The organism is Frankia sp. R82 (genome assembly GCF_023716925.1).
In the GTDB taxonomy this organism is placed as follows: domain Bacteria; phylum Actinomycetota; class Actinomycetes; order Frankiales; family Frankiaceae; genus Frankia.
This window is the reverse complement of the sequence record NZ_JAMQQG010000296.1, coordinates 1-19,231: the sequence shown is the minus strand read 5'-3', so window position 1 is coordinate 19,231 and position 19,231 is coordinate 1. Positions and strand designations below refer to the sequence as shown.

At 72.7% G+C, this 19,231-nt stretch carries 18 protein-coding genes, 1 pseudogene and 1 riboswitch; of the genes and pseudogenes, 11 read left to right on the top strand and 8 right to left on the bottom strand.

What is annotated here, in order from left to right; all coding sequences use genetic code 11:
- The first annotated feature begins 56 nt into the window (after window positions 1-56).
- Entirely contained in the window at window positions 57-1,355 is a 1,299-nt protein-coding gene (locus ND747_RS23425) for an arginine deiminase family protein (protein WP_251736346.1), read from the top strand.
- Here the strand turns inward: ND747_RS23425 and ND747_RS29900 are convergent.
- A complete protein-coding gene (locus ND747_RS29900; protein ID WP_251736345.1) occupies window positions 1,352-3,079 on the bottom strand; it encodes an FUSC family protein in 1,728 nt (575 codons plus the stop codon). The genes ND747_RS23425 and ND747_RS29900 overlap by 4 nt on opposite strands.
- Window positions 3,080-3,234: 155 nt before the next feature.
- Here ND747_RS29900 and ND747_RS23415 point away from each other — a divergent pair, with 155 nt between their 5' ends.
- Window positions 3,235-3,702, top strand: a complete 468-nt coding sequence (locus tag ND747_RS23415; protein ID WP_251736344.1) for a MarR family transcriptional regulator — start codon at window positions 3,235-3,237, stop codon at window positions 3,700-3,702.
- Between the two features lie 204 nt (window positions 3,703-3,906).
- Here ND747_RS23415 and ND747_RS23410 read toward each other — a convergent pair whose 3' ends face one another.
- The gene (locus ND747_RS23410) at window positions 3,907-4,734 is read right to left on the bottom strand and encodes a 4'-phosphopantetheinyl transferase superfamily protein (RefSeq protein ID WP_251736343.1); all 828 of its coding nucleotides are present in this window, start codon (window positions 4,732-4,734) and stop codon (window positions 3,907-3,909) included.
- 6 nt (window positions 4,735-4,740) lie between these two features.
- Entirely contained in the window at window positions 4,741-5,640 is a 900-nt protein-coding gene (locus ND747_RS23405; RefSeq protein WP_251736342.1) for a metallophosphoesterase, read from the bottom strand.
- A 430-nt stretch (window positions 5,641-6,070) separates the two neighbouring features.
- Here ND747_RS23405 and ND747_RS23400 point away from each other — a divergent pair, with 430 nt between their 5' ends.
- The gene (locus ND747_RS23400; protein ID WP_251736341.1) at window positions 6,071-6,427 is read left to right on the top strand and encodes a YkvA family protein; all 357 of its coding nucleotides are present in this window, start codon (window positions 6,071-6,073) and stop codon (window positions 6,425-6,427) included.
- A gap of 85 nt (window positions 6,428-6,512) precedes the next feature.
- On the top strand, window positions 6,513-7,124 hold the full coding sequence (locus ND747_RS23395) for a DsbA family protein (protein WP_251736340.1): 612 nt from the start codon (window positions 6,513-6,515) through the stop codon (window positions 7,122-7,124).
- Window positions 7,125-7,161: 37 nt separating this feature from the next.
- Here the strand turns inward: ND747_RS23395 and ND747_RS23390 are convergent, their stop codons facing one another.
- Entirely contained in the window at window positions 7,162-7,737 is a 576-nt protein-coding gene (locus tag ND747_RS23390; RefSeq protein ID WP_251736339.1) for a TerD family protein, read from the bottom strand.
- Window positions 7,738-8,019: 282 nt separating this feature from the next.
- On the opposite strand from ND747_RS23390, the gene ND747_RS23385 reads away from it, so the two are divergent.
- From ND747_RS23385 to ND747_RS23375, 3 genes are read left to right on the top strand one after another with little or no spacing between them, the layout of a single operon-like run.
- Window positions 8,020-8,238, top strand: coding sequence for a hypothetical protein (locus ND747_RS23385; RefSeq protein WP_251736338.1), 219 nt, complete (start codon window positions 8,020-8,022; stop codon window positions 8,236-8,238).
- Between the two features lie 56 nt (window positions 8,239-8,294).
- Window positions 8,295-8,735, top strand: coding sequence for a MerR family transcriptional regulator (locus ND747_RS23380; protein WP_251736337.1), 441 nt, complete (start codon window positions 8,295-8,297; stop codon window positions 8,733-8,735).
- Complete coding sequence (locus ND747_RS23375) at window positions 8,735-9,712, top strand: aldo/keto reductase (protein ID WP_251736336.1); 978 nt, start codon at window positions 8,735-8,737, stop codon at window positions 9,710-9,712. Before ND747_RS23380 ends, ND747_RS23375 begins: the two co-directional genes overlap by 1 nt.
- Before the next feature lie 50 nt (window positions 9,713-9,762).
- On the opposite strand, the gene ND747_RS23370 is transcribed toward ND747_RS23375, so the two are convergent.
- The 3 genes from ND747_RS23370 to ND747_RS23360 all read right to left on the bottom strand — a co-directional run bounded on the left by ND747_RS23370 (window position 9,763) and on the right by ND747_RS23360 (window position 16,244).
- Entirely contained in the window at window positions 9,763-10,848 is a 1,086-nt protein-coding gene (locus ND747_RS23370; protein ID WP_251736335.1) for a winged helix-turn-helix domain-containing protein, read from the bottom strand.
- A gap of 302 nt (window positions 10,849-11,150) precedes the next feature.
- The gene (cobN, locus tag ND747_RS23365) at window positions 11,151-15,173 is read right to left on the bottom strand and encodes a cobaltochelatase subunit CobN (protein WP_251736334.1); all 4,023 of its coding nucleotides are present in this window, start codon (window positions 15,171-15,173) and stop codon (window positions 11,151-11,153) included.
- Window positions 15,174-15,355: 182 nt separating this feature from the next.
- Window positions 15,356-15,539: riboswitch (cobalamin riboswitch) on the bottom strand.
- Window positions 15,540-15,674: 135 nt separating this feature from the next.
- Window positions 15,675-16,244 carry a TIGR03086 family metal-binding protein gene (locus ND747_RS23360; RefSeq protein ID WP_251736333.1) on the bottom strand — a complete coding sequence of 190 codons (570 nt, stop codon included), beginning with the start codon at window positions 16,242-16,244 and terminating at the stop codon, window positions 15,675-15,677.
- A gap of 196 nt (window positions 16,245-16,440) precedes the next feature.
- Here ND747_RS23360 and ND747_RS23355 point away from each other — a divergent pair, with 196 nt between their 5' ends.
- On the top strand, window positions 16,441-16,770 hold the full coding sequence (locus ND747_RS23355; RefSeq protein ID WP_251736332.1) for a GNAT family N-acetyltransferase: 330 nt from the start codon (window positions 16,441-16,443) through the stop codon (window positions 16,768-16,770).
- A gap of 179 nt (window positions 16,771-16,949) precedes the next feature.
- Here ND747_RS23355 and ND747_RS23350 read toward each other — a convergent pair whose 3' ends face one another.
- Entirely contained in the window at window positions 16,950-17,558 is a 609-nt protein-coding gene (locus ND747_RS23350) for a bifunctional 2-polyprenyl-6-hydroxyphenol methylase/3-demethylubiquinol 3-O-methyltransferase UbiG (protein ID WP_251736331.1), read from the bottom strand.
- 93 nt (window positions 17,559-17,651) lie between these two features.
- Between ND747_RS23350 and ND747_RS23345 the strand changes: the two genes are divergently transcribed.
- From ND747_RS23345 to ND747_RS23335, 3 genes and pseudogenes are all read left to right on the top strand, one after another.
- Window positions 17,652-17,909, top strand: a complete 258-nt coding sequence (locus ND747_RS23345; RefSeq protein WP_251736330.1) for a GNAT family N-acetyltransferase — start codon at window positions 17,652-17,654, stop codon at window positions 17,907-17,909.
- Between the two features lie 63 nt (window positions 17,910-17,972).
- Window positions 17,973-18,503, top strand: coding sequence for a pyridoxamine 5'-phosphate oxidase family protein (locus tag ND747_RS23340; RefSeq protein WP_251736329.1), 531 nt, complete (start codon window positions 17,973-17,975; stop codon window positions 18,501-18,503).
- Window positions 18,504-18,563: 60 nt separating this feature from the next.
- Window positions 18,564-19,231, top strand: a pseudogene (locus ND747_RS23335) (nitrite reductase); the annotation flags it as partial.

Here is a 19,231-nt window from a genome sequence, read left to right as displayed (position 1 = left end):
GGCGCGGGTCGGCCGTGCCGATGGTGCTGGTGCAGAGTCCGACGGTCGTTCAGCCGGTGGAGACGTTCGTTTTCCGGGCCGGGCGTCCGGCCTATGATCCGGTGCGGGCAGCGGCGGAGTCGGCTGCGGTGCGGGCGGCGCTGGTCGAGCTTGGTGCCGACCCGCGTTCGCCGTCGGAACTGCTCACGATGCTGCCCCGGCACGTCCTGCTGGAGCTTGCGGCCCGGGCGGTGAGTGCCGACGACGACGCGCGGCTGCTCGCGGCTCGAGAGGCGCTGCGCGACTGGTCGGTGCCGGCGCTGGCGCCGGTGGTCCTGCGTCAGCCGCGGCTGCTCGTCGAAGCCGGCGCCGGCGGTGGCGTGATCGGAGCCGAGGCACGGGACGAGAGCTACGCGCTGCGACCGTTGTCCGGCCTGATGTTTCCGCGGGATCATTATGTCGATCTTGGTGGTGCGGTTGCCGTCGGGCGGCTGCGTCGGCGGGAACGGGCCCGGGAGACAGTGGTGATGGCTGCTGTGCTGCGAGGGCTGCGGGGGCGCTCGGCCGAAGTGCGGGTGCCCGAACCGCTGTATCTTGCCGGCGGAGATGTGGTGACCTGCGGCGGGGTTGCGGTTCTGGCCACCGGGGCGCGGACCAGTCCGGCGGTGTGGGGGCTGCTGCGTCCATACCTGCGCGCCGCGTTCACCCATGTCGTGCGGGTCCGCGACGAGCTGCGGCGGCCCGGCGAGGCGCACCTGGACCACTGGCTGGGCCTCGGGCCCGGTATCGCCCTGGTGGCTGCGGATCGGCTGAACACCCCCGCCGTCGTGGAGAGCCGGGTCGTCGAACGTGACCCCGGCGCCGGCTACGGCGGTGCCGACTACGGCGGTGCTGGCTACGGCGGTGCTGGTTATGACGGGGGTGCCGGCTACGGAGGCCCTGGCCGCCGTGGCCAGGGCCAGGACAGCTTCGAGTACCGGGCGGGGGAACGGGCCGACCGTAACGGGGCCGGCGGCGGGTACGGCACCGAGGGGCTCGGTGGTCCGGACGGCGAGGGGGTCGTCGGACGCGAGACCACGCTGGTGGATGCGCTGCGCAGCATCGATCTGGCGGTCTGTCCGTTGGCTCCGGAGATGGTCGCCGCCTTCGCCGCCGGGGTCTTCTTTCTGCCCACACCACGTCGTTCCGCCGGCAGCGACGAGCCGGCGGCGCTGGTCTCGACGGCGAGCGCGCCGTGGACGGAGCCGGTGCTCGCCCGGTTCGGCGTGCACACGATCGCTGTTCCGTTCGACGAACATCACAAACACGTCGGCAGCCTGCACCGCGCGCTGAACACCGTCCCGGCGGTCACCGCCGGACGAACGCCTCCGCGCTAGACCGGGCGGAACTGTTGCCCCTGCTGCAGGACCGGCGCCTGCGCCAGGGTCGTGGGGGTGGCGGCGCCGGCTCGGCCCAGGGCGCGGCGGAACTCCACGATGGTGTCGCGCACTCGGGCGATCTCCCGGCCGGCGGCCCGGGACGGCGGGCTGCCCCGGCGATCGAGCTCGTGGGTCAGGGCGTCCAGCGCCGGCCGGGCGGCAAGCAACGCCTCGACTCCGTCGTAGCGGTGCGGCGCGTGGTGATCGGGCCGGCGTCCAGGCCCGGGCCGACGCCGGAACCGGACGCAGAGCCGGAGCCGGAGCCGGTCGAAGGTGCGGTGGGCGCGCAGCGTGGGGGCGATCTCGGCCAGACGGTCGAGCGTGGCTTCCACCCGCGCGTGGGCATCGGCCAGGGCCAGCCGAAGATCGGTGGGATCGGGCCCGCGCCCGGCCGGTCGGGCAGCGCCACGCCGACGGCCGGTCTGGGCGACGACCAGATAGTCGGTGAGGGCGGCCAGGACATCCGCGACCCGTCGGCGCAGCACATCCTCGGTGCGCACGGGCAGGACGAACCAGGCCGCGGCCAGACCCAGCGCCGCGCCGAGTCCGACGGCGAGCAGCCGCTCGCGCAGCATCTCGGCACCGCCCTGACCGTCATAGCCGTAGAGCAGCGCGAGCACGCCGGTGACGCAGGCCGCCCACCAGGCGTAGGAGGCGGTCCGTAGCCAGGTACCGAGGGTGAGCAGCCCAAAGATCGCGACAATCGACCACGGGTTGTGGGACGGCAGCTGACCGGCCAGCAGGCTGGCGGCGGCCGTGCCGAGCGCCGCGCCGACCAGCCGCTGCCCACTGCGCAGCACGACGTCGCCTCGCCCGCGGTTGCCGCTGTTGACCAGGTAGGCGGTCAGGACGAGCCAGGTCCGATGCTCGGGGAACAGCACACGGCCCAGCGCGAACGCCACCCCGAGCGCAACGGCGAGCTGGGCGGCCATCCGGGTGCTGGCGGGCAGCCGGCGCCGGCTCGGCCGACCGGTACGCATCTCGGCCGTGGCCGACCGCATCGGCGACGTGTCACCGCGGGACGCGTCCGCCGCGAGTGCGGAAACCGCCGGACGAACAGGAGCCGCGCGGGGAGCGGGAAGGGGCGGGGGCGCGGTCGCTGCGATGGCGGGTGGCCCGGGACCGAGGCGGGTGGCCAGGACGCCGGCGAGTGTGGTCCAGGCGGTGGCGATCAGGGCGACCGTGACCAGGACGAACCGGGACAGGCCGCGGGTGTCCGGCGGAACCGGCGTGATCAGCAGCGCGAGGAACGGCAACGTCACGAGGGTGCCGATCCGGGTGGCCACCGGCCCGAACCGGCGCAGCCAGACGGCGCCGCCGAGCGCCACGGTGAACAGGGCCTCACCGGCGGCCCGGTGCCGCGTGGCGAGCGTGGCGATCTCGCTGGCGAGCAGTGCGACCGCCGGTGGCAGGACAATCGTCAGCAGCCGGGGGTGCCGGACCGCCCGCAGCCAGGCGTGTCGTGAGACGCGCAGATGATCGGGCTGACGTTGCCCAACCCGCCCGAGGGTCAGTGCGAGCACGACGGCGAGCACGACGGCCCCGGCCGACACGTCCATCAGCGCGCGCAGCGCCAGGACCGAACCGAACGTCGCCAGGACCGCGCCCATCGTGGTCGCGACCACCGGCCACGGCTGGCGGCCCCGGACGAGACCTGGCCACCGCCGCGGTTGTGTGCCCACGACCGGATGCATGGTGACGGTGGGCCTCTCGGTCTCCGGCCTGGCAGCAGAGCGCTGGCGAAAGATAGTCGTCATTGTTAACTTTTCCTCGCGAAGGACTGCTGGATTCATGCAGATCTTCCTGGCAGGTGCTCGCCATGATAGTAAGTGGTTGCGTGGCATATGAGGAGCCCGGTCTCGGGGCAGCGGGGGCGACGGCGAACCGGGCGAGGGCGGCAGTGACGGTGCGCCGGGCCGTCACCCATCTGGGTCGCCGACTGCGGGCGCAGCGGCCCGCCGGCGCCCTGAACGGGACGAAGCTCAGCGTGCTCAGCCACCTGCACCGGCTGGGGCCGAGCTCGGCGGGGGCGATAGCCGCGGCCGAACGTCACCAGCCACAGGCGCTGTCACGTACCTTCGCCGAGCTCCAGCGCGACGGACTGATCACCCGGAGACCGGCCGAGCAGGACCGGCGGGCCGTCGTGCTGGCCATCACGGAGGCAGGCCGGGACGCGCTCGTACGCGACATGGCGCAGCGGGACGCCTGGCTCGTCGAAGCGTTGGAAGATCTCACCGACGCCGAGGTCGAGCTGGTACGGATCGCCGCCGAGCTGCTCGACCGCCTCGCGGACCGCCCCGACTGAAAGGGAGCGTCATACGGGTCTGCCGGTCATCATCGAGGAAGTGCGGATCATGCCGTTCGGACGTGGGCTGGTGTGGCTACCGGGGCTTGCGGCCCTCGACGCCGCGGGTGCGGGGGCGGCGGCCGGCGGGATGGGAGCCGGGGCCGGTGCGGCCGGCGGGGCGGAAGCGGCCGGCCGGGCGGGGCCGGCGTCCTCTGCGGCGCATCACGCGGTGACCGACGGTGTCGGTGTGCCGTCGATGTGCGGGACGGTGATCGCGGTGATCAGCAGGCCTCCTTCGACGAGCCAACGTCCGTCGAAACCGGTGAGGGCGCCGGGCCCGAGCACAGGGCCGTCAACCAGCAGCCGCGCGGTGAACGTCCCCTCGGCCCGCACCGGCACCCGTGCCGCCGCACCGCCGAACCCGGTGCTTTTCCCGGGTCCGGCCGTGGCGCCGAAGCTGGGAGTGGCCACCGGGCCGACCGGGCCGTCGAGAATGACGGGGGCGCCGGCGAGGGGTGCGGTGCCGGGGTCGAGGGTCAGGGCGGCGTCCTCGAAGCCCAGCCAGCGCCCGGCCAGGGGGAACCAGGCCTTGTACACGGACTCCTTGGCGCTGAACAGCAGACGGTCCCATCGGACGCCGGGCCGGGACGCGATCAGCGAGGTGAGCCGGTCCGCCTCGTCCTCGACGGTGATCTCTCGGGTGACACCGGGCGGGTTCGGTTCGTTCGGCTCGGCGTCGATCCCGACGGTATGCAGGTCGCAGGACCAGGCGACGGCGGCCGCCCGGTAGCCGGCACAGTGGGTGATGCTGCCGACCACCCCGTCCGGCCAGCCGGGGGCACCACGCGGGCCGGGCAGGATCGGCGCCGGCGGCAGACCGAGCCGGCGTAGCGCCGTGTGCGCGCAGATGCGGGCGGTGGTGAACTCGCGCCGCCGCTTTTCGACGGCCCGGGCGAGCAACGCCGACTCCTCGGGGAACAGCACGGCGGCCGGATCATCCTCGAACGCCTCGACCGCGATGGCCGCCGCGGGTAGCAGGCTCGAGAGCACCTGGTGTCAGCCCCGCCTCGGCGCCGACGTCGACGCCGGGGAGCCGCCGGCCGCGGTGCCCACCTGCCTGCGTTCGGGCCGCGGCACGTACGGCAGGATCTGGCGCGGCCCGGCGTACGGCCGGCCGTACGCCTCCCAGGCGGCCCGTTCCCGCGGATACCCCATCGAGACCTCCTCGAAGCGGATGTCGTCGTACCAGGTCGTGCGGGGAATGTGCAGGTGGCCGTAGACAGCGGCGGTCGCACCGAAACGCAGGTGCCAGTCGGCGGTGGCGGTGGTGCCGCACCACAGGGCGAACTCCGGGTACCGCAGAATGTCGCAGGGCTGACGCACCAGCGGCCAGTGGTTGACCAGCACCGGGGGAACGGCCGGATCGAGCGCCGCCAGCCGCTGCTCGGTGTAGGCGACGCGGGCGCGCGACCAGTCGTCGATGCGTGGATAGGGGTCGGCGTGCAGCAGCCATTCGTCCGTACACACCACACCGGTGCTGCGGGCCAGAGCGAGCGCCTCGTCCCGAGAGTAGGTGCCGGCCGGGTGGAAGCTGTAGTCGTATGGGACGAACAGCGGGGCGACGACCACCGGCCCGCCCTCGCCCGACCACACCGGATACGGATCCTCCGGGGTGAGCACGCCAACGTCACGGGCGGCGGCGACGAGATAGCGATATCGCGCATCGCCGCGCAGGCGCAGCGGATCCTGCTTGGCCGTCCACAGTTCGTGGTTGCCGGGTACCCAGAGGACCGTGGCGAAACGGCTCGCCATCAGCCGCATGATGGCGATGATGTCGGCGGCGATCTCGCCCACGTCGCCGGCCAGGATGAGCCAGTCGTCGGGAGAGTGCGCCTCGATGCTTTCGACCAGGCCCCGGTTTTCCGGGTAGCCGATGTGAACATCACTGACAGCCATCAGTCGACCACTATGCTGATCGTCGCGCGGACCGCTGTTCGGACCACTGCGCAGACCACTGTTCAGGCCACTGTTCAGGCCATTGTGCGCCGACGACTCCGCGGGGGACACAACGTGAAGCCTACCGGCGCCGTCGCACCCCTGTCCGCTCGTCCCGGGATCCGACGGGCGACACCGTCCGTGGCCGCTTCGTCCGGATATCGGGTGCGACCCGGTTGTCAACGCACCCGATGCCGGTCGTCGAGGTGCTCGTCGTCGGTCGTCGAGGTGTCCGCGGCCGGTTACCGATGCGCCCGTTGCGGCCGTCACCGCAGTGCCGGTGGAGGTTCGGATCGGCCCGTCACGGGGCATGCCGCAGGAGATCATGGCGGTCAGGAGATCATGGCCGTGCGGCAGGGCGTGCGCAGGTCCGGACAGGGAGACGTGGGCGATGGGTGACTTCGGGACTGCGCTGCTGATCGGCCTCGGTGTGCTCGTGGCGGTCGGCCTGGTGCTGGCGATCGCCGCGCTGGTGGTCATCCGGCGCTATGACCTGCCGGTACGCGGGATCGTGGCAACGCTGGGCAGCCTCGCCTACGTGGTGTCGCCGGTGGACGCCGTCCCCGAGATCCCGCTCGGCCCGATCGGCCTGATCGACGACCTGCTGGTGATCATCGGTGCCGTCGTGTACGTGCATGGTCTGATCCAGTCCCGCCGCGGGGACGGGCACACGCCCGGCCTGTCCGGCGGGTTGCCGCGCCAGCCCGCCCCGCCCCGGTTGACCCGGGGCCAGCGCGGTCGGCGGTGAGCGGGCGTCCGCCGGTGCTGCGGCGTTGTGTTGCCGCCTTGTTGCGAGGTGGAACACCGCGGGACGGACGGGCGTTGCTCGCGGCATGACCGCTGTCACGTTCGCCGTCACCTGGGACTACCGCTGCCCCTTCGCGCGCAACGCGCACGAGCATGTACTGACCGGCCTGGCCGCCGGCGCCGACTGGGACGTCACGTTCGTCCCGTTCTCGCTCGGGCAGGCGCATGTGGAGGAGGGACAGCCCAGCGTCTGGGCGAAACCCGAGCAGGATTCCGGGATCCTCGCCCTGCAGGCCGGCGTCGTCGTCCGCGACGAGTACCCCGACCTGTTCCCCGCGGCGCACCGCGCGCTGTTCGCCGCCCGGCACGACGAGGGCCTCCACCTGGAGGACCGGGAGGTCATCGCCGCGACGCTCACCGCCGTCGGCGTCCCCGCGGCGGACGTGCTCGCACGCATCGACGAGGGCGACGTCCTCACCCGGGTGCGCAGCGAACACGAGGGGCACGTGGCATCACACACCGTATGGGGAGTGCCGACGTTCATCGCGGGCGAGCAGGCCGTGTTCGTCCGGCTGATGGACCGGGCCCGGCCCGGAGCCGAGGCGGCCACGTCCATCCGAGCCGTAGAGCGGGTCGTGGACCTGCTGACCGGATGGCCGGAGCTCAACGAGTTCAAGCACACGTCGATCCCGCGCTGAGCGCTGCCCCCGGCCCGAGGCGCCGGGGGCAGGAGAATCAGACGTCGAGGCCGTAGGAACGGGCGATCTCGGCGAGCTCCTGCACCCCGCCCTCGCCGAGCGCGCGGAAATGCCAGCCGTCGCCCTCGCGCAACAGGTCGCCGAACAGCATCGAGGTGTCGTGGGCGGCGGAGGCGGACAGGTCGTAGCGGACGAGCTCGGTGTCGGTGTCGGTGTTGACCACGCGGATGTACGCGTTGTGCACGTCGCCGAAGCTCTGCCGCCGGTACTCGGCGTTGTGGATGGTCACCGGGAACACGATCCGGGTGATCGCGCGGGACAACAGGTCGAGGCGCACCTCGATCTGTTCGTCGTCTCCGCTGCCCTCACCGGTGAGGCTGTCCCCGCGATGGACGATCTCACCGCGCGGAGTACTCAGATTGTTGTAGTAGACGAAATAGTCGCGGCTCGGCGCCCGGCCGTTGCCCTGCAGCGCGATCGCGCTCGCGTCCAGGTCGAACTCCTGCGCTCCCGGGCTGTTCGGGTCCCAGCCCAGACCGACCCTGATATGCGTCAGGACGCCGGTGGTTTCGACGAGGGCGGTGCGGGCGCCCTTGGCGAGATCAATGCCCACGATTGTCCCTACCCACTGAGTCTGGTCTCCCTGCTTCGGTCATGGCCGGTCGGTCAGGCGCCGCTGGCGCCCGGAGCGGGGTGTGTGATCAGCCAAGCACATGCCGACGCTCCCCGACGGTGCAATGCCGATACTCCCGCACATGGCGGGTGAAACGCAGCTACCACAGCGCCGCAGCAGCGCCGTAACGGTGTCGTAGCGGTGCCGTGGGTGTGCGGGTCGGGGTGCGGTGGGCTCGATCCACGGGCGCGTGGCAGGGGTGATTGGCTAACGTCGTCAGGTGTGGATCAGCTTCCGCTGCTTGTCGGCTCCGGCGACATCGCCCGTGCGCTCGGTCTGACCCGTCAGGCGGTGGACCACCGGATGCGGGTGGACCCGGCGGCGCCGAAACCGGCCGCGGTGGTGAACCGCACCGCCACCTGGAGTGGCACCCGGATCTGGTGGCGTGCCGAGGTCGACCGCTGGCTGCGTCTCGAACCCGAACACTGGCATCTCGGCTGACGTACTGACCTCGGACGTTTGACTTCGAGTGCACTCGAAGCCCTAGCGTTCTGGACATGGCCACGCTCGAAGCGTCCGCATCCGTGTCCTGGCAGCCGTCCGCTCAGGACGGGCCGCCCGGCGTCGGCGACCCGTCGGCCCAGACGATTGCCCAGGCCGCGCAGGCCACCGGCGTCAGCGTCCACACCCTGCGGTACTACGAGCGGGTGGGGCTGATGCTGGAGCCGGTCGCCCGGGCCGCCTCGTCGCACCGCCGTTACACCAGGGCCGACATCGCCTGGGTGAGCTTCCTGACCAGGCTGCGTCTGACCGGCATGCCGATCCGCGAGATGGCCCGCTACGCCCAGCTCGCCCGGGCCGGGGCCGGTACCGAGGCGGACCGGTTGGCCCTGCTCACCGAGCATCGCCGCCGGGTGCTCGACCGGCTGCAGGAGGAGCAGCGCAACCTGGCGGCCATCGACTGCAAGATCGCCCAGTACGAGGAGAAGATTCGCTGATGCGCACTGTCACACTGGGTTCCGCGGGCCTGCAGGTGTCCCAGCAGGGCCTGGGCTGCATGGGCATGTCCGAGTTCTACGGTGAGACCGACGACACCGAGTCGATCGCGACGATCCACCGCGCCCTCGACCTCGGCGTCACGCTTCTGGACACCGCCGACATGTACGGTCCGCACACCAACGAGCGCCTCGTCGGCGCCGCGATCGCGGACCGCCGCGAGCAGGTCGTGCTCGCCACGAAGTTCGGCATCATCCGGGACCCGGCCGACCCGTCCGCCCGCGGCATCAACGGCCGCCCGGAGTACGTCCGCGCCAGCGCCGATGCGTCGCTGGCCCGCCTCGGCGTCGACCACATCGACCTGTACTACCAGCACCGCGTCGACCCGACCGTGCCCATCGAGGAGACCGTCGGGGCGATGAGCGAGCTCGTCACCGCCGGCAAGGTCCGCTACCTGGGCCTGTCCGAGGCGTCGGCGGCGACGATCCGCCGTGCCCACGCCGTCGCGCCGATCACCGCGGTGCAGTCCGAGTACAGCCTGTGGACGCGTGAGCTCGAACAGGACATCCTGCCGACGCTGCGCGAGCTTGGCATCGGCCTGGTCGCCTACAGTCCGCTGGGCCGTGGCTTCCTCACCGGCGCCCTGCGGTCGACGGCGGACGTCGGCCCCGGCGACTACCGCCGCGGCTACCCGCGGATGCAGGACGAGCACCTCGCGGCGAACCTCGCGCTGGTCGCCGAGATCGAGAAGCTGGCCACCGACAAGGGTGTGACCCCGGCCCAGCTCGCCCTCGCCTGGGTGCACCACCAAGGCGACGACGTCGTGCCGATCCCCGGCACGAAGCGCCGCCGCTACCTGGAGGACAACATCGGCGCCGCCGCGATCACCCTGACCGACGCGGAGGCGGACCACCTGGGCACACTCGGCACGTCGGCCGCCGGCGCCCGCTACCCCGACATGTCCACGATCGACCGCTGACCGACCGGCGGCTGGCTCCCTGCCGCCGGCTCCCCACCGCGGGACGGGTGTCAGTCGCCGCCGGACGGGGTGCAGACGCGGTAGCCGATGCCGCGCACGGTGAGGATGTGGGTGGGCGCCGACGGGTCCACCTCCACCTTGCGGCGCAGCCGTCGGACATGGACGTCGAGCATCCGCGCCCCGCCGTAGTAGTCATAGCCCCAGATCCGCTCCATCAGCTGCCGGCGGCTGACCGCCCGTCCGCCGGCCACGGCCAGCTCACACAGCAACCGGAACTCGGTACGGGTCAGGCACTGGTCCTCGCCGTGCCGGCAGACGACCCCCTCGGCGGGACGGATCTGCAGCTCGCCGACCCGCAGTGCGCGGGCCGTGGCCTGGTCGGGGCGGGTCCGGCGCAGCAGTGCCCGCAGCCGGGCCAGCGCCTCCGCGGACAGCGGCGGGGCGGTGATGTAGTCGTCGGCACCGGCCTCCAGTCCCGCGACCAGGCCGCTCGGGTCGCCCCGCTCGGCCACCACGACCAGCGGAACGTCCCCCGCGGCCCGGACCCGTCGACAGAACTCCAGCCCGCTGATCGCCAGCTCCGCCGTCGCCTGGACGGCCGTCCCGTCGGCCGCCAGGGCGACGCCGACGCCCGCCGTGGCGCTGGTGGCGAGCCCGGTGCCGGTGGCAGCGGTGGGATCCGGTCCGGTGGGCAGCGCGACGGTGACACGTTCACGGGGGACCGCGGGGGTTGCGACAGGGACGGCGAGGCCGAGGACCGAGGAAGGAAGATCGACGGGCGGGGGGCCGTCCGGGCCGTAGACGAGCGTGTCGAGCCGTTCCGCGGCGAGCTCGGCCCGCTCGGGCGGCGACAGCTGTTCGCGGGCGGGCGGGCGGTCCTGCTGCCCGGCCCAGCCGAGTCGGTCGAACCAGGGGTCGTCGAGGGCGGCCAGATCGTCGGGCAGGGGGAGCGCCCCCGGCTCGGTGCTGAGCGGGAGGCAGGTCAGGACCAGGTCCACCGACCGGGCGGCGAGCACGGCCAGGGCCTGGTCGGCCGAACGGGCCGTGTCGACGCCGTAGCCCTCGTCCACCAGCGTGGTCAGCAGCTCCCGGCGCGTCCCCGCCTCGTCACCCACGAGCAGAAGAGTCGTCCGCACCTTCGCCATTTTCCCCGATGTCCGCGCGGAATTCCCACCGGGGCATCCTCGGGTGGCGGACCCGGCCCTCGACCCCGTGCCACGCTCTCGGCCGCGACTCACGCCGTCGTGGCTGGTCAGCGGGCTGCGTAAGCCGTTCGGTCGGGGCGGCACCGGGACGGACAGCCCCAACCGGGGGTAGGTATGGCACCCCGGTCGGGGACTGTGGTCCCGGCTCGATCGCGCCGACCGCCCGCCCGTCCGGTGGATACCACCGCAGCCGTCGGTCGCCGCGCACCGCCGGGACGGGTTGCCGCCCGCGGCTAGGACGGGTTGCCGCCGGTGGGGTCGGTGGCGGTGGCGTCCTCCAACTGGCCCTCGGTGCGCAGATAGAGCTCTTGCAGGCCGTCCAGAGTGGCGGGCTCGGGGTGTTCCCACAGGCCGCGGGCGGCGGCCTCGAGGAGTCGTTCGGCGATGCCGTGCAGGGCCCACGGGTTCGACTCGAGGAAGAACTTCTGGCTCTCGGCGTCCAGGGCATAGGTCTCGGCGAGCCGTTCGTACATCCAGTCGGCCACCACGCCAGCGGTGGCGTCGTAGCCGAACAGGTAGTCGACGGTGGCCGCCATCTCGAACGCCCCCTTGTAGCCGTGGCGGCGCATGGCCGCGAGCCAACGGGGGTTCACCACCCGGGCCCGAAAGACCCGCGAGGTCTCCTCGGACAGGGTGCGGGTCCGCACCGCCTCGGGCCGGGTGCTGTCGCCGATGTAGGCCGCGGGCGCCCGGCCGGTCAGCGCCCGCACGGTCGCGACCATGCCGCCGTGGTACTGGAAGTAGTCGTCGGAGTCGGCGATGTCGTGCTCGCGGGTGTCGACGTTCTTCGCGGCCACGGCGATGCGCCGGTAGGCGGCCTCCATGTCGGGCCGGGCGGGCGTCCCGTCGACCCCGCGACCGTAGGCGTAACCGCCCCAGGTGGCGTACACCTCGGCGAGGTCGGCGTCGTCGCGCCAGTTGCGGCTGTCGATCAGCGGCAGCAGACCCGCGCCGTACGCGCCCGGGCGCGATCCGAAGATCCGCAGGGTGGCCCGCCGCTGGTCGCCGTGCTCGGCGAGGTCGGCGCGGGCGTGGGCGCGCACATGGTTGTCCTCGTCGGGTTCGTCGAGGTCCGCGACCAGCCGCACCGCGTCGTCGAGCATCGCCACGACGTGCGGGAACGCGTCGCGGAAGAAGCCGCTGATGCGCACGGTCACGTCGATGCGCGGTCGGCCGAGTTCGGCGAGCTCGATCGGCGCCAGCCCGTGCACCCGGCGGGACGCGTCGTCCCACAGCGGGCGCACGCCGAGCAGGGCCAGCACTTCGGCCACATCATCGCCGCTGGTACGCATCGCACTCGTGCCCCAGACCGACAGCCCGACCGACTCCGGCCAGCGCCCGGTCTCCGCCCGGTACCGGTCCAGCAGACTCGCCGCCATGGCCTGCCCGGTCTCCCACGCGAGCCGGCTCGGCACTGCCTTCGGATCGACCGAGTAGAAGTTGCGTCCGGTGGGCAGCACGTTGACCAGCCCCCGCAGCGGTGACCCGCTCGGCCCCGCCGGGACGTACCCGCCGTCGAGCGCGTGCAGCACGTTGCCGATCTCGTCGGTGGTCCGCGCCAGCCGCGGGACCATCTCGGTCGCGGCGAACCGCAACACCGCGGCCACCGCCTCGTGGCGGGCGGTCGGGTCTCCTCCTGGCTGTGTCGCACTGGACGGCTGTGTCGCACTGGACGGCTGTGTCGCACTGGACGGTTCCGCGGAACCGTCAGCCGGATCCGCCCCACCGTCGAACGGTTCCGCGGAACCGACGACCGCGGGTCCCGCCCCGTCGGCCGCATCCGTCCCGTCGACCGGTTGCCCGGGGCTGGTCGGCTCGCCGAGGAGGGCGGTGACGATGGAGGGGACGGCGGCGGGATCCCAGCCGCGGTGCTCCAGTTCGGTGACCAGGGCCAGGGCGGTGCGTTCGGCCTCGTCCACGGTGGTGCGTGACGCCGTTTCGGCGGTCTCGTCCAGGCCGAGGGCCTCACGCAGGCCCGGCAGGGTGCGCTGCCCGCCCCACATCTGGCGGGCCCGCAGCATCGCCAACACCAGGTTGATCCGGGCCGCCCCGGTCGGTGCGACCCCGAGCACGTGCAGGCCGTCGCGGATCTGCGCGTCCTTGACCTCGCACAGCCAACCGTCGACGTGCAACAGGAAGTCGTCGAACTCGACGTCGTGCGGCCGGTCGGCCAGGCCCAGGTCGTGGTCGAGGCGGGCGGCCTGGATCAGCGTCCAGATCTGGGCGCGGATCGCCGGCAGCTTCGCCGGGTCCATCGCGGCGATCGAGGCGTGCTCGTCCAGCAGCTGTTCGAGGCGGGCCAGATCGCCGTAGCTTTCCGCCCGGGCCATCGGCGGCACGAGATGGTCGATCAGCGTGGCATGCGCGCGCCGTTTCGCCTGGGTGCCCTCACCGGGGTCGTTCACCAGGAACGGGTAGATCAGCGGCAGATTGCCCAGCGCCGCGTCCGACGGGCAGGACGCGCTCATCCCCACCGTCTTGCCGGGCAGCCATTCCAGGGTGCCGTGCTTGCCGAGATGGACCAGGGCGTGCGCGCCGAACCCGCCCTCGGCCGGCCCGGCGGACAGCCAGCGGTAGGCGGCCAGGTAGTGGTGGCTCGGCGGCAGGTCCGGATCATGGTAGATGGCCACCGGGTTCTCCCCGAACCCGCGCGGCGGCTGGACGAGCAGCACCACGTTGCCGGCCTGCAGCGCGGCCAGCACGATGTCGCCGTCCGGGCTGGCCTGTGCGCCGTGGTCCACGTAGAGCTCGCCCGGCGCCGGCCCCCAGTGCGCCTCGACCCGGTCGCGCAGGTCGGCCGGCAGTGTGTCGAACCAGGCCCGGTAGTCGGCGGCGCGGATGCGCACTGGGTTGCCGGCGAGCTGCGCCTCGGTGAGCCAGGCCGGATCCTGCCCGCCCGCCTCGATGATCGCGTGGATGAGCGCGTCCCCGTCGCTGGCGGCGATCCCGGGCAGCGCGTCCGGGCCGTCGACGGGACCGACGTCGTACCCGGCCGCGCGCATCGCCTGCAGCAGCCGCACGGTGCTCGCGGGCGTGTCCAGGCCGACGGCGTTGCCGATCCGGGAGTGTTTCGTCGGGTAGGCCGACAGCATCAGCGCCACCCGTCGGTCCGCCGCGCCGACGTGGCGCAGCCGCCCGTGTGCCACGGCCAGACCCGCGACCCGGTCGGCGCGCTCGGCGTCGGCGACGTAGCTGGTCAGGCCGTCGGCGTCGACCTCCTTGAACGAGAACGGCACCGTGATCAGCCGGCCGTCGAACTCGGGGATCGCCACCTGGGTGGCCGCGTCCAGTGGCGAGAGCCCGTCGTCCGAACCGGCCCACACCTCCCGCGGGCTGGTCAGGCACAGGCCCTGCAGGATCGGGATGTCCAGGGCCGCGAGCGCGCCGACGTCCCACGCCTCGTCGTCGCCCCCGGCGCCGACCTTCGCCGGCTGGCTGCCACCCGCGGCCAGCACGGTGACGACCAGGGCGTCCACCTGACCGAGGACGGCGAGCAGCTCCGGCTCGGCGGTCCGCAGCGACGCGCAGAACACCGGCAGCGCCACCCCGCCGGCCCGCCGCACCGCCGCGGCCAGATCCTCGACGAACGCGGTGTTACCGGCCACGTGATGCGCCCGGTAGTACAGAATCCCGACCACCGGTCGCCCCGGCCGTCCTGGCTGGGACGTCGTCCCGGCAGCGGTCTGGTCCTGGGCGTCGACCGGGGGCGTGAAACCGGCCAGGACGCCCCAGGACGGCGTGACCACCGGTGGGGCGAAGCCGTCGCCGGTGAGCAGCAGCGTGTCGGCGAGGAACCGGTGCAGCTCGCGCAGGTTCGCCGGGCCGCCCTCGGCCAGGTAGGCGTGCGCCTGCGCGCAGATCCCGCCGGGCACGGTGGAGGCGGCCATGAGCTCCGCGTCCGGCACCCGCTCCCCGCCGAGGACGACCACCGGCCGCGGCCCGGCCAGCAGCGCGGCCAGGCCCTCCTCCCACATCCGCCGACCACCGAGGATCCGCACGACCACCACGTCGACCCCGTCGGTCAGCCCGGGCAGGTCGTCCACCCCGAGCCGGGCCGGATTGCCGAGCCGGTAGCGCACCCCACTGGCCCGCGCGGACAGCAGATCCGTGTCGGACGTCGACAGCAGCAGCACCGTCGCGTCGAACTCCGCCGGCGCGCCGCCGGTGCCCGTGCCAGCCTCGGTGACGTTCGTGGCGGCTTCGGCCTCAACTGCGGTGGGTGGGACGGAAGGTGTCTGCGGGCGTGCGGGGGTCATTCGGGCTGCCTCTCCCCGGGGATCCGCGTCCCCGCGTCGGCCGGCGCCTGCACTGCGCCGGCGGTACCGGACGGCGACCCGACCCGGACGGACGCACGGGCCGAGCGGTGACCATGGCGCCACCCGCACTGCCGCACCCCGGACCGGGCTGTGGGACCTGCCGTGCCCCGCGCGGCCGAGCCGAGTATCCCGGCTCCCGGGTGCCCGCCGGACCTGCCCGCTCCCGCTGCCCGCGGGTGGGTCTGTCGACGTTCGCTCGCCCCGGCCTTCCCGGCGTGGACGGCGTGCCCGCGCCAGTGGCCGTGCCTGGGGTCCGCTTCCCGGTGACGGTGGCGGGACCGCGCCGGACTCGCACCGGACTTCCTCGCCGCTCGCCGCTTGTGGCCGCCTCACCATGACAGATCGGGCACCCGCACTGTCAAACGGCGCCCACGTCAACGGCCGTATCCCGGCCACTTTCTTCGCCGGTGGGGACGGCCCTTGGCCAGTCGACCGGTCGCGTCAGCGTGCCTTACGGCCGGCGAGCGCAAGCATGCGATCCTGCGCTCCGGCATCCTGCGGGGTGGGAAGGATGGAGCCGTAGCGCCCCGATCCCCGCATCTGCGCAGTGATCGCGGGCATGTCCGCCAGCACGGCCTCCACCAGGTCTGCGGGCAGCAGGTCGTCCCCGCCGACGGCGCGGGCGAGGTCCCAGGCGTGAATCGTCACGTCCCGCACGAGCGCCACCAGCAGGAACTCGGCCGTGACCGTGTCCGCTCCGATCCGCACCGGCGAGTCAGGGACGCCATGCGCGTCGAAGGCCTCGAGGTCAGCCACGGCACGCTCCCGCGCTGATGCCCAGGCCTGACGTGGATCGAGACCTGGCTGGACGGTCGAAGCGCGGTAGTCGCCTCCCCGCAGGGCCGCCGAAAGGCCGGCGAGGTTACGGGCGACATGCAGGACGACATCCGCGCCCGTCCACTCGTCACAGGGAGACTGGTTCGCCAGGGCTGCCGGGTCAGCCGCGACCAACCGCGCGTCGAGGACCTCGATGGCCTGCCGGAGAGTGCTGGACGTCGACTGCAAAGACACAAGGGTGTTCTACCGCATCTGACCCTGATGTTCAGCGCAGCCGTTTTGTGACGTTTCGTGGCCGAGGTGGCAGGGCGTACGGCTATGGACACGGGGCCTCGGCAACGGCTGGCACTGCATCCGAATCACCGGTGGCGGTGGATTTTTCGTCTCCTACACCGGAGCGGGTGAGGCGTGGGCGACCTGGGTCGCCGAAGTGCCAGAGGTCGAGGACGACCACGGTCTGGCGGGCTTCCTCATCGCCCTCCCCTCGCCGTCCCAGCCCCACGTCGCCTACATCCACTTCCTCGGCGTACGGTCCGACCAGCGCGGCTTCGACCTGGCCCGCCGCCGCTACGGGGACTTCTTCCACCGCATGCGAGCGGCGGGCTGCCGCGAGGTTCACGCGATCACCGGGCCGAGCAACACCGACTCGATCGCGTTCCACCGCCGTCTCGGCTTCGCCATCGACGGTCCCATCCCGGAACACAACGGCCCAGGACGACCCACGATGATCTTCCGACGGTTTCTGGCAGACGAGTCATAGCCCCGACGCCCGACGCAGGCGCCCGCCCGCTCAACCCGTTCGGAAGGCGATTTCGGTTGGGAGGCGGGTTGCGGTCTCCGCCGGCCGGGACCCCGATCCGCTGGTTTCTGGCGGCTGGCAGGTTCCTCACCCCAGCCGGGAGCGACGGCCATCACGCAGTGGGGATGGGTGCGAGTCCGCTACCGGGTGGCGGCGGGGCTGTGCCAGATGATGCTGTAGCGCAGCAGGAGGTGGCGGCGGTACTGGGAGCCGGGCAGGATCTCGGCGGCCAGCGCCCGCATCTGCGGGTAGGTCACCGGCGGTGGCCACACGAGCGGGGACGGGTGCTGCCAGTGACCCCTTCTGGCCCGGTGGAAGGTACCGACGGCGACACCGGCAAGGTCGCGTGGCAGGTCGCCTGGCATGGTGCTGCGGGCGAGACCGACCAGGGCCAGGACGCCGCCGGGGCACAGCAGGTCACGCATGCGGGCCAACGCGGCGGCGGCGTCCATGTGGTGGAGGGTGGCCACCGACGTGACGACATCGAACGAGGCGGGTTCGAAGGGATGGCTGAGGACATCGCCGAGGATGTAGTCGACGTCGTCCGGGTACCCGCGGGCCTGGTCGATGCTGGGGCCGTCGAGGTCGATGCCGGTGACCTTCGGCACCGTCCGCCGCAGCTCGCGGGCAAGCATGCCCTCGCCGCAGCCGATGTCCAGGGCGCGCTGGGCGCCGTCGGGGATCGCGCGCAGGATGTGAGGGTGGTAGTGGATGTTGTGGTTCCACCGCCGGTCGTTCTTCTCCGCCATGGGATCATCCTGGCGGAGGCGACGCGTTTCGATCGCACCACGACCCGGCGGAGCACGTAGCCGCGCTCGACACCAGCCAGCGAACATTTCCGCGTGGCCCACATCACCGCCTTCGAGTTCGCCCAGGCGCTCACCGATGGCGTCATCCACACCCATCTGTCGCTCCTAGTTACCGCGCATGACCACCGCAGACAGGGCATCGGCCGCCACCTTGTGACCGAGGTGCTCCGCCGAAGCGGAGCCGCGCGCCTCGATCTCGGGACGGACAGCGCCGAGGACTTCTATGCCTCCCTGCCACACCAACCCTTCCATGGCTTCCGGATCTACGACACCGACCGCTTCCCGCCGTAGCACTCACCAATGATCATGGGATGCGTCTTCCCGCCGAGGGGCGTGCGGTAGCGTGCCGGAAGTATGGATGCCACGAATCTGGCCGAGCTCTATGATCTGCCGGTTCTGGACTGGGACGCCGTACGGGCGCGCCTTGACGCCGGCTTCACCCAGATACCGGGCTCCGGCGGCCCGAACCGGCACACCTGCTGGCTGAGCACGATCAATCCGGACGGCAGCCCGCACGTCACCGGCGTCGGCGCCCTGTACGTCGACGGCAGCTTCTGGTTCGAGACCGGCGGGCGCACCCGCAAGGCCCGCAACCTCGCCCGCGACGCCCGCTGCACGCTCAGCCTGGCCACCGATGCCTACGACCTTGTGGTCGAGGGGCGAGCCGAGCTCATCACCGATCCGCCGACGGTGGCCGAGCTCGCCGGGCAGTGGGCGGCCGCAGGATGGCCCTGCCAGGTGGACGAGACCGGCCGGGCCCTCACGGCCGCGTTCAGCGCGCCGTCCGCCGGGCCGCCGCCCTGGTCGGTCTACCGGATCGTCGCCAGCGCCGCGACCGCGCTGCGGACCGTCGAACCCGGCGGCGCCACTCGCTGGCGTTTCTGATCCGCGGGCTGCCTGGTCGGATTGGCCGCACCTGTCGCAGGTTGCACGTATGCTCCGCCGGTGTCCACCAGCCGGCGGGAGCGCGCCCATGACGCCTGCCCCGGGGTACTTCGGACGCATCCGGCCGCCGACGGCGCACTGGCCCGGCTACGGCTGCCCGGCGGTCGGCTCACGGCCCGGGCGGCGCGCGAGCTTGCGGCCTGTGCCCGCGAGCTTGCCGACGGGCACCTGGAGCTGACCTCCCGCGGCAACGTGCAGCTGCGCGGCCTCGCCGACGGTGGCGCCGAGGTGCTGGCCGGTCGGGCCAGGGCGGTCGGCCTGCTGCCGTCGGACACCCACGAGCGGGTCCGCAACATCGTGGCGTCGCCGTTGTCCGGGCGGCTGGCCGGCGGGCGGGACGTGCAGGCCTTCGTGGCCGCCCTCGACCGTGGGCTGTGCGCCGGTCCGGCGTTGGCCGCGCTGCCCGGGCGGATCCTGTTCGCCGTCGACGACGGCACCGGTGATCTTTCCGCCATTCCGGCCGATCTTGCGCTGCGCGCGTTGCCGGCCGGGCACATGGTGGTATCCGTGGCCGGCGAAGCCCGGGGGCTGCGGGTTTCCGATGCCGTGGCCGTGCCCGCGCTGCTTGCCGCGGCCCGGGCCTTCGTCGATCTGGTCGCGGCGGGTGGTCCCGCGGCGTCCGCCTGGCGTGTCGCCGAGCTGCCCGCCGGTCGCGACCGGCTCCTCGC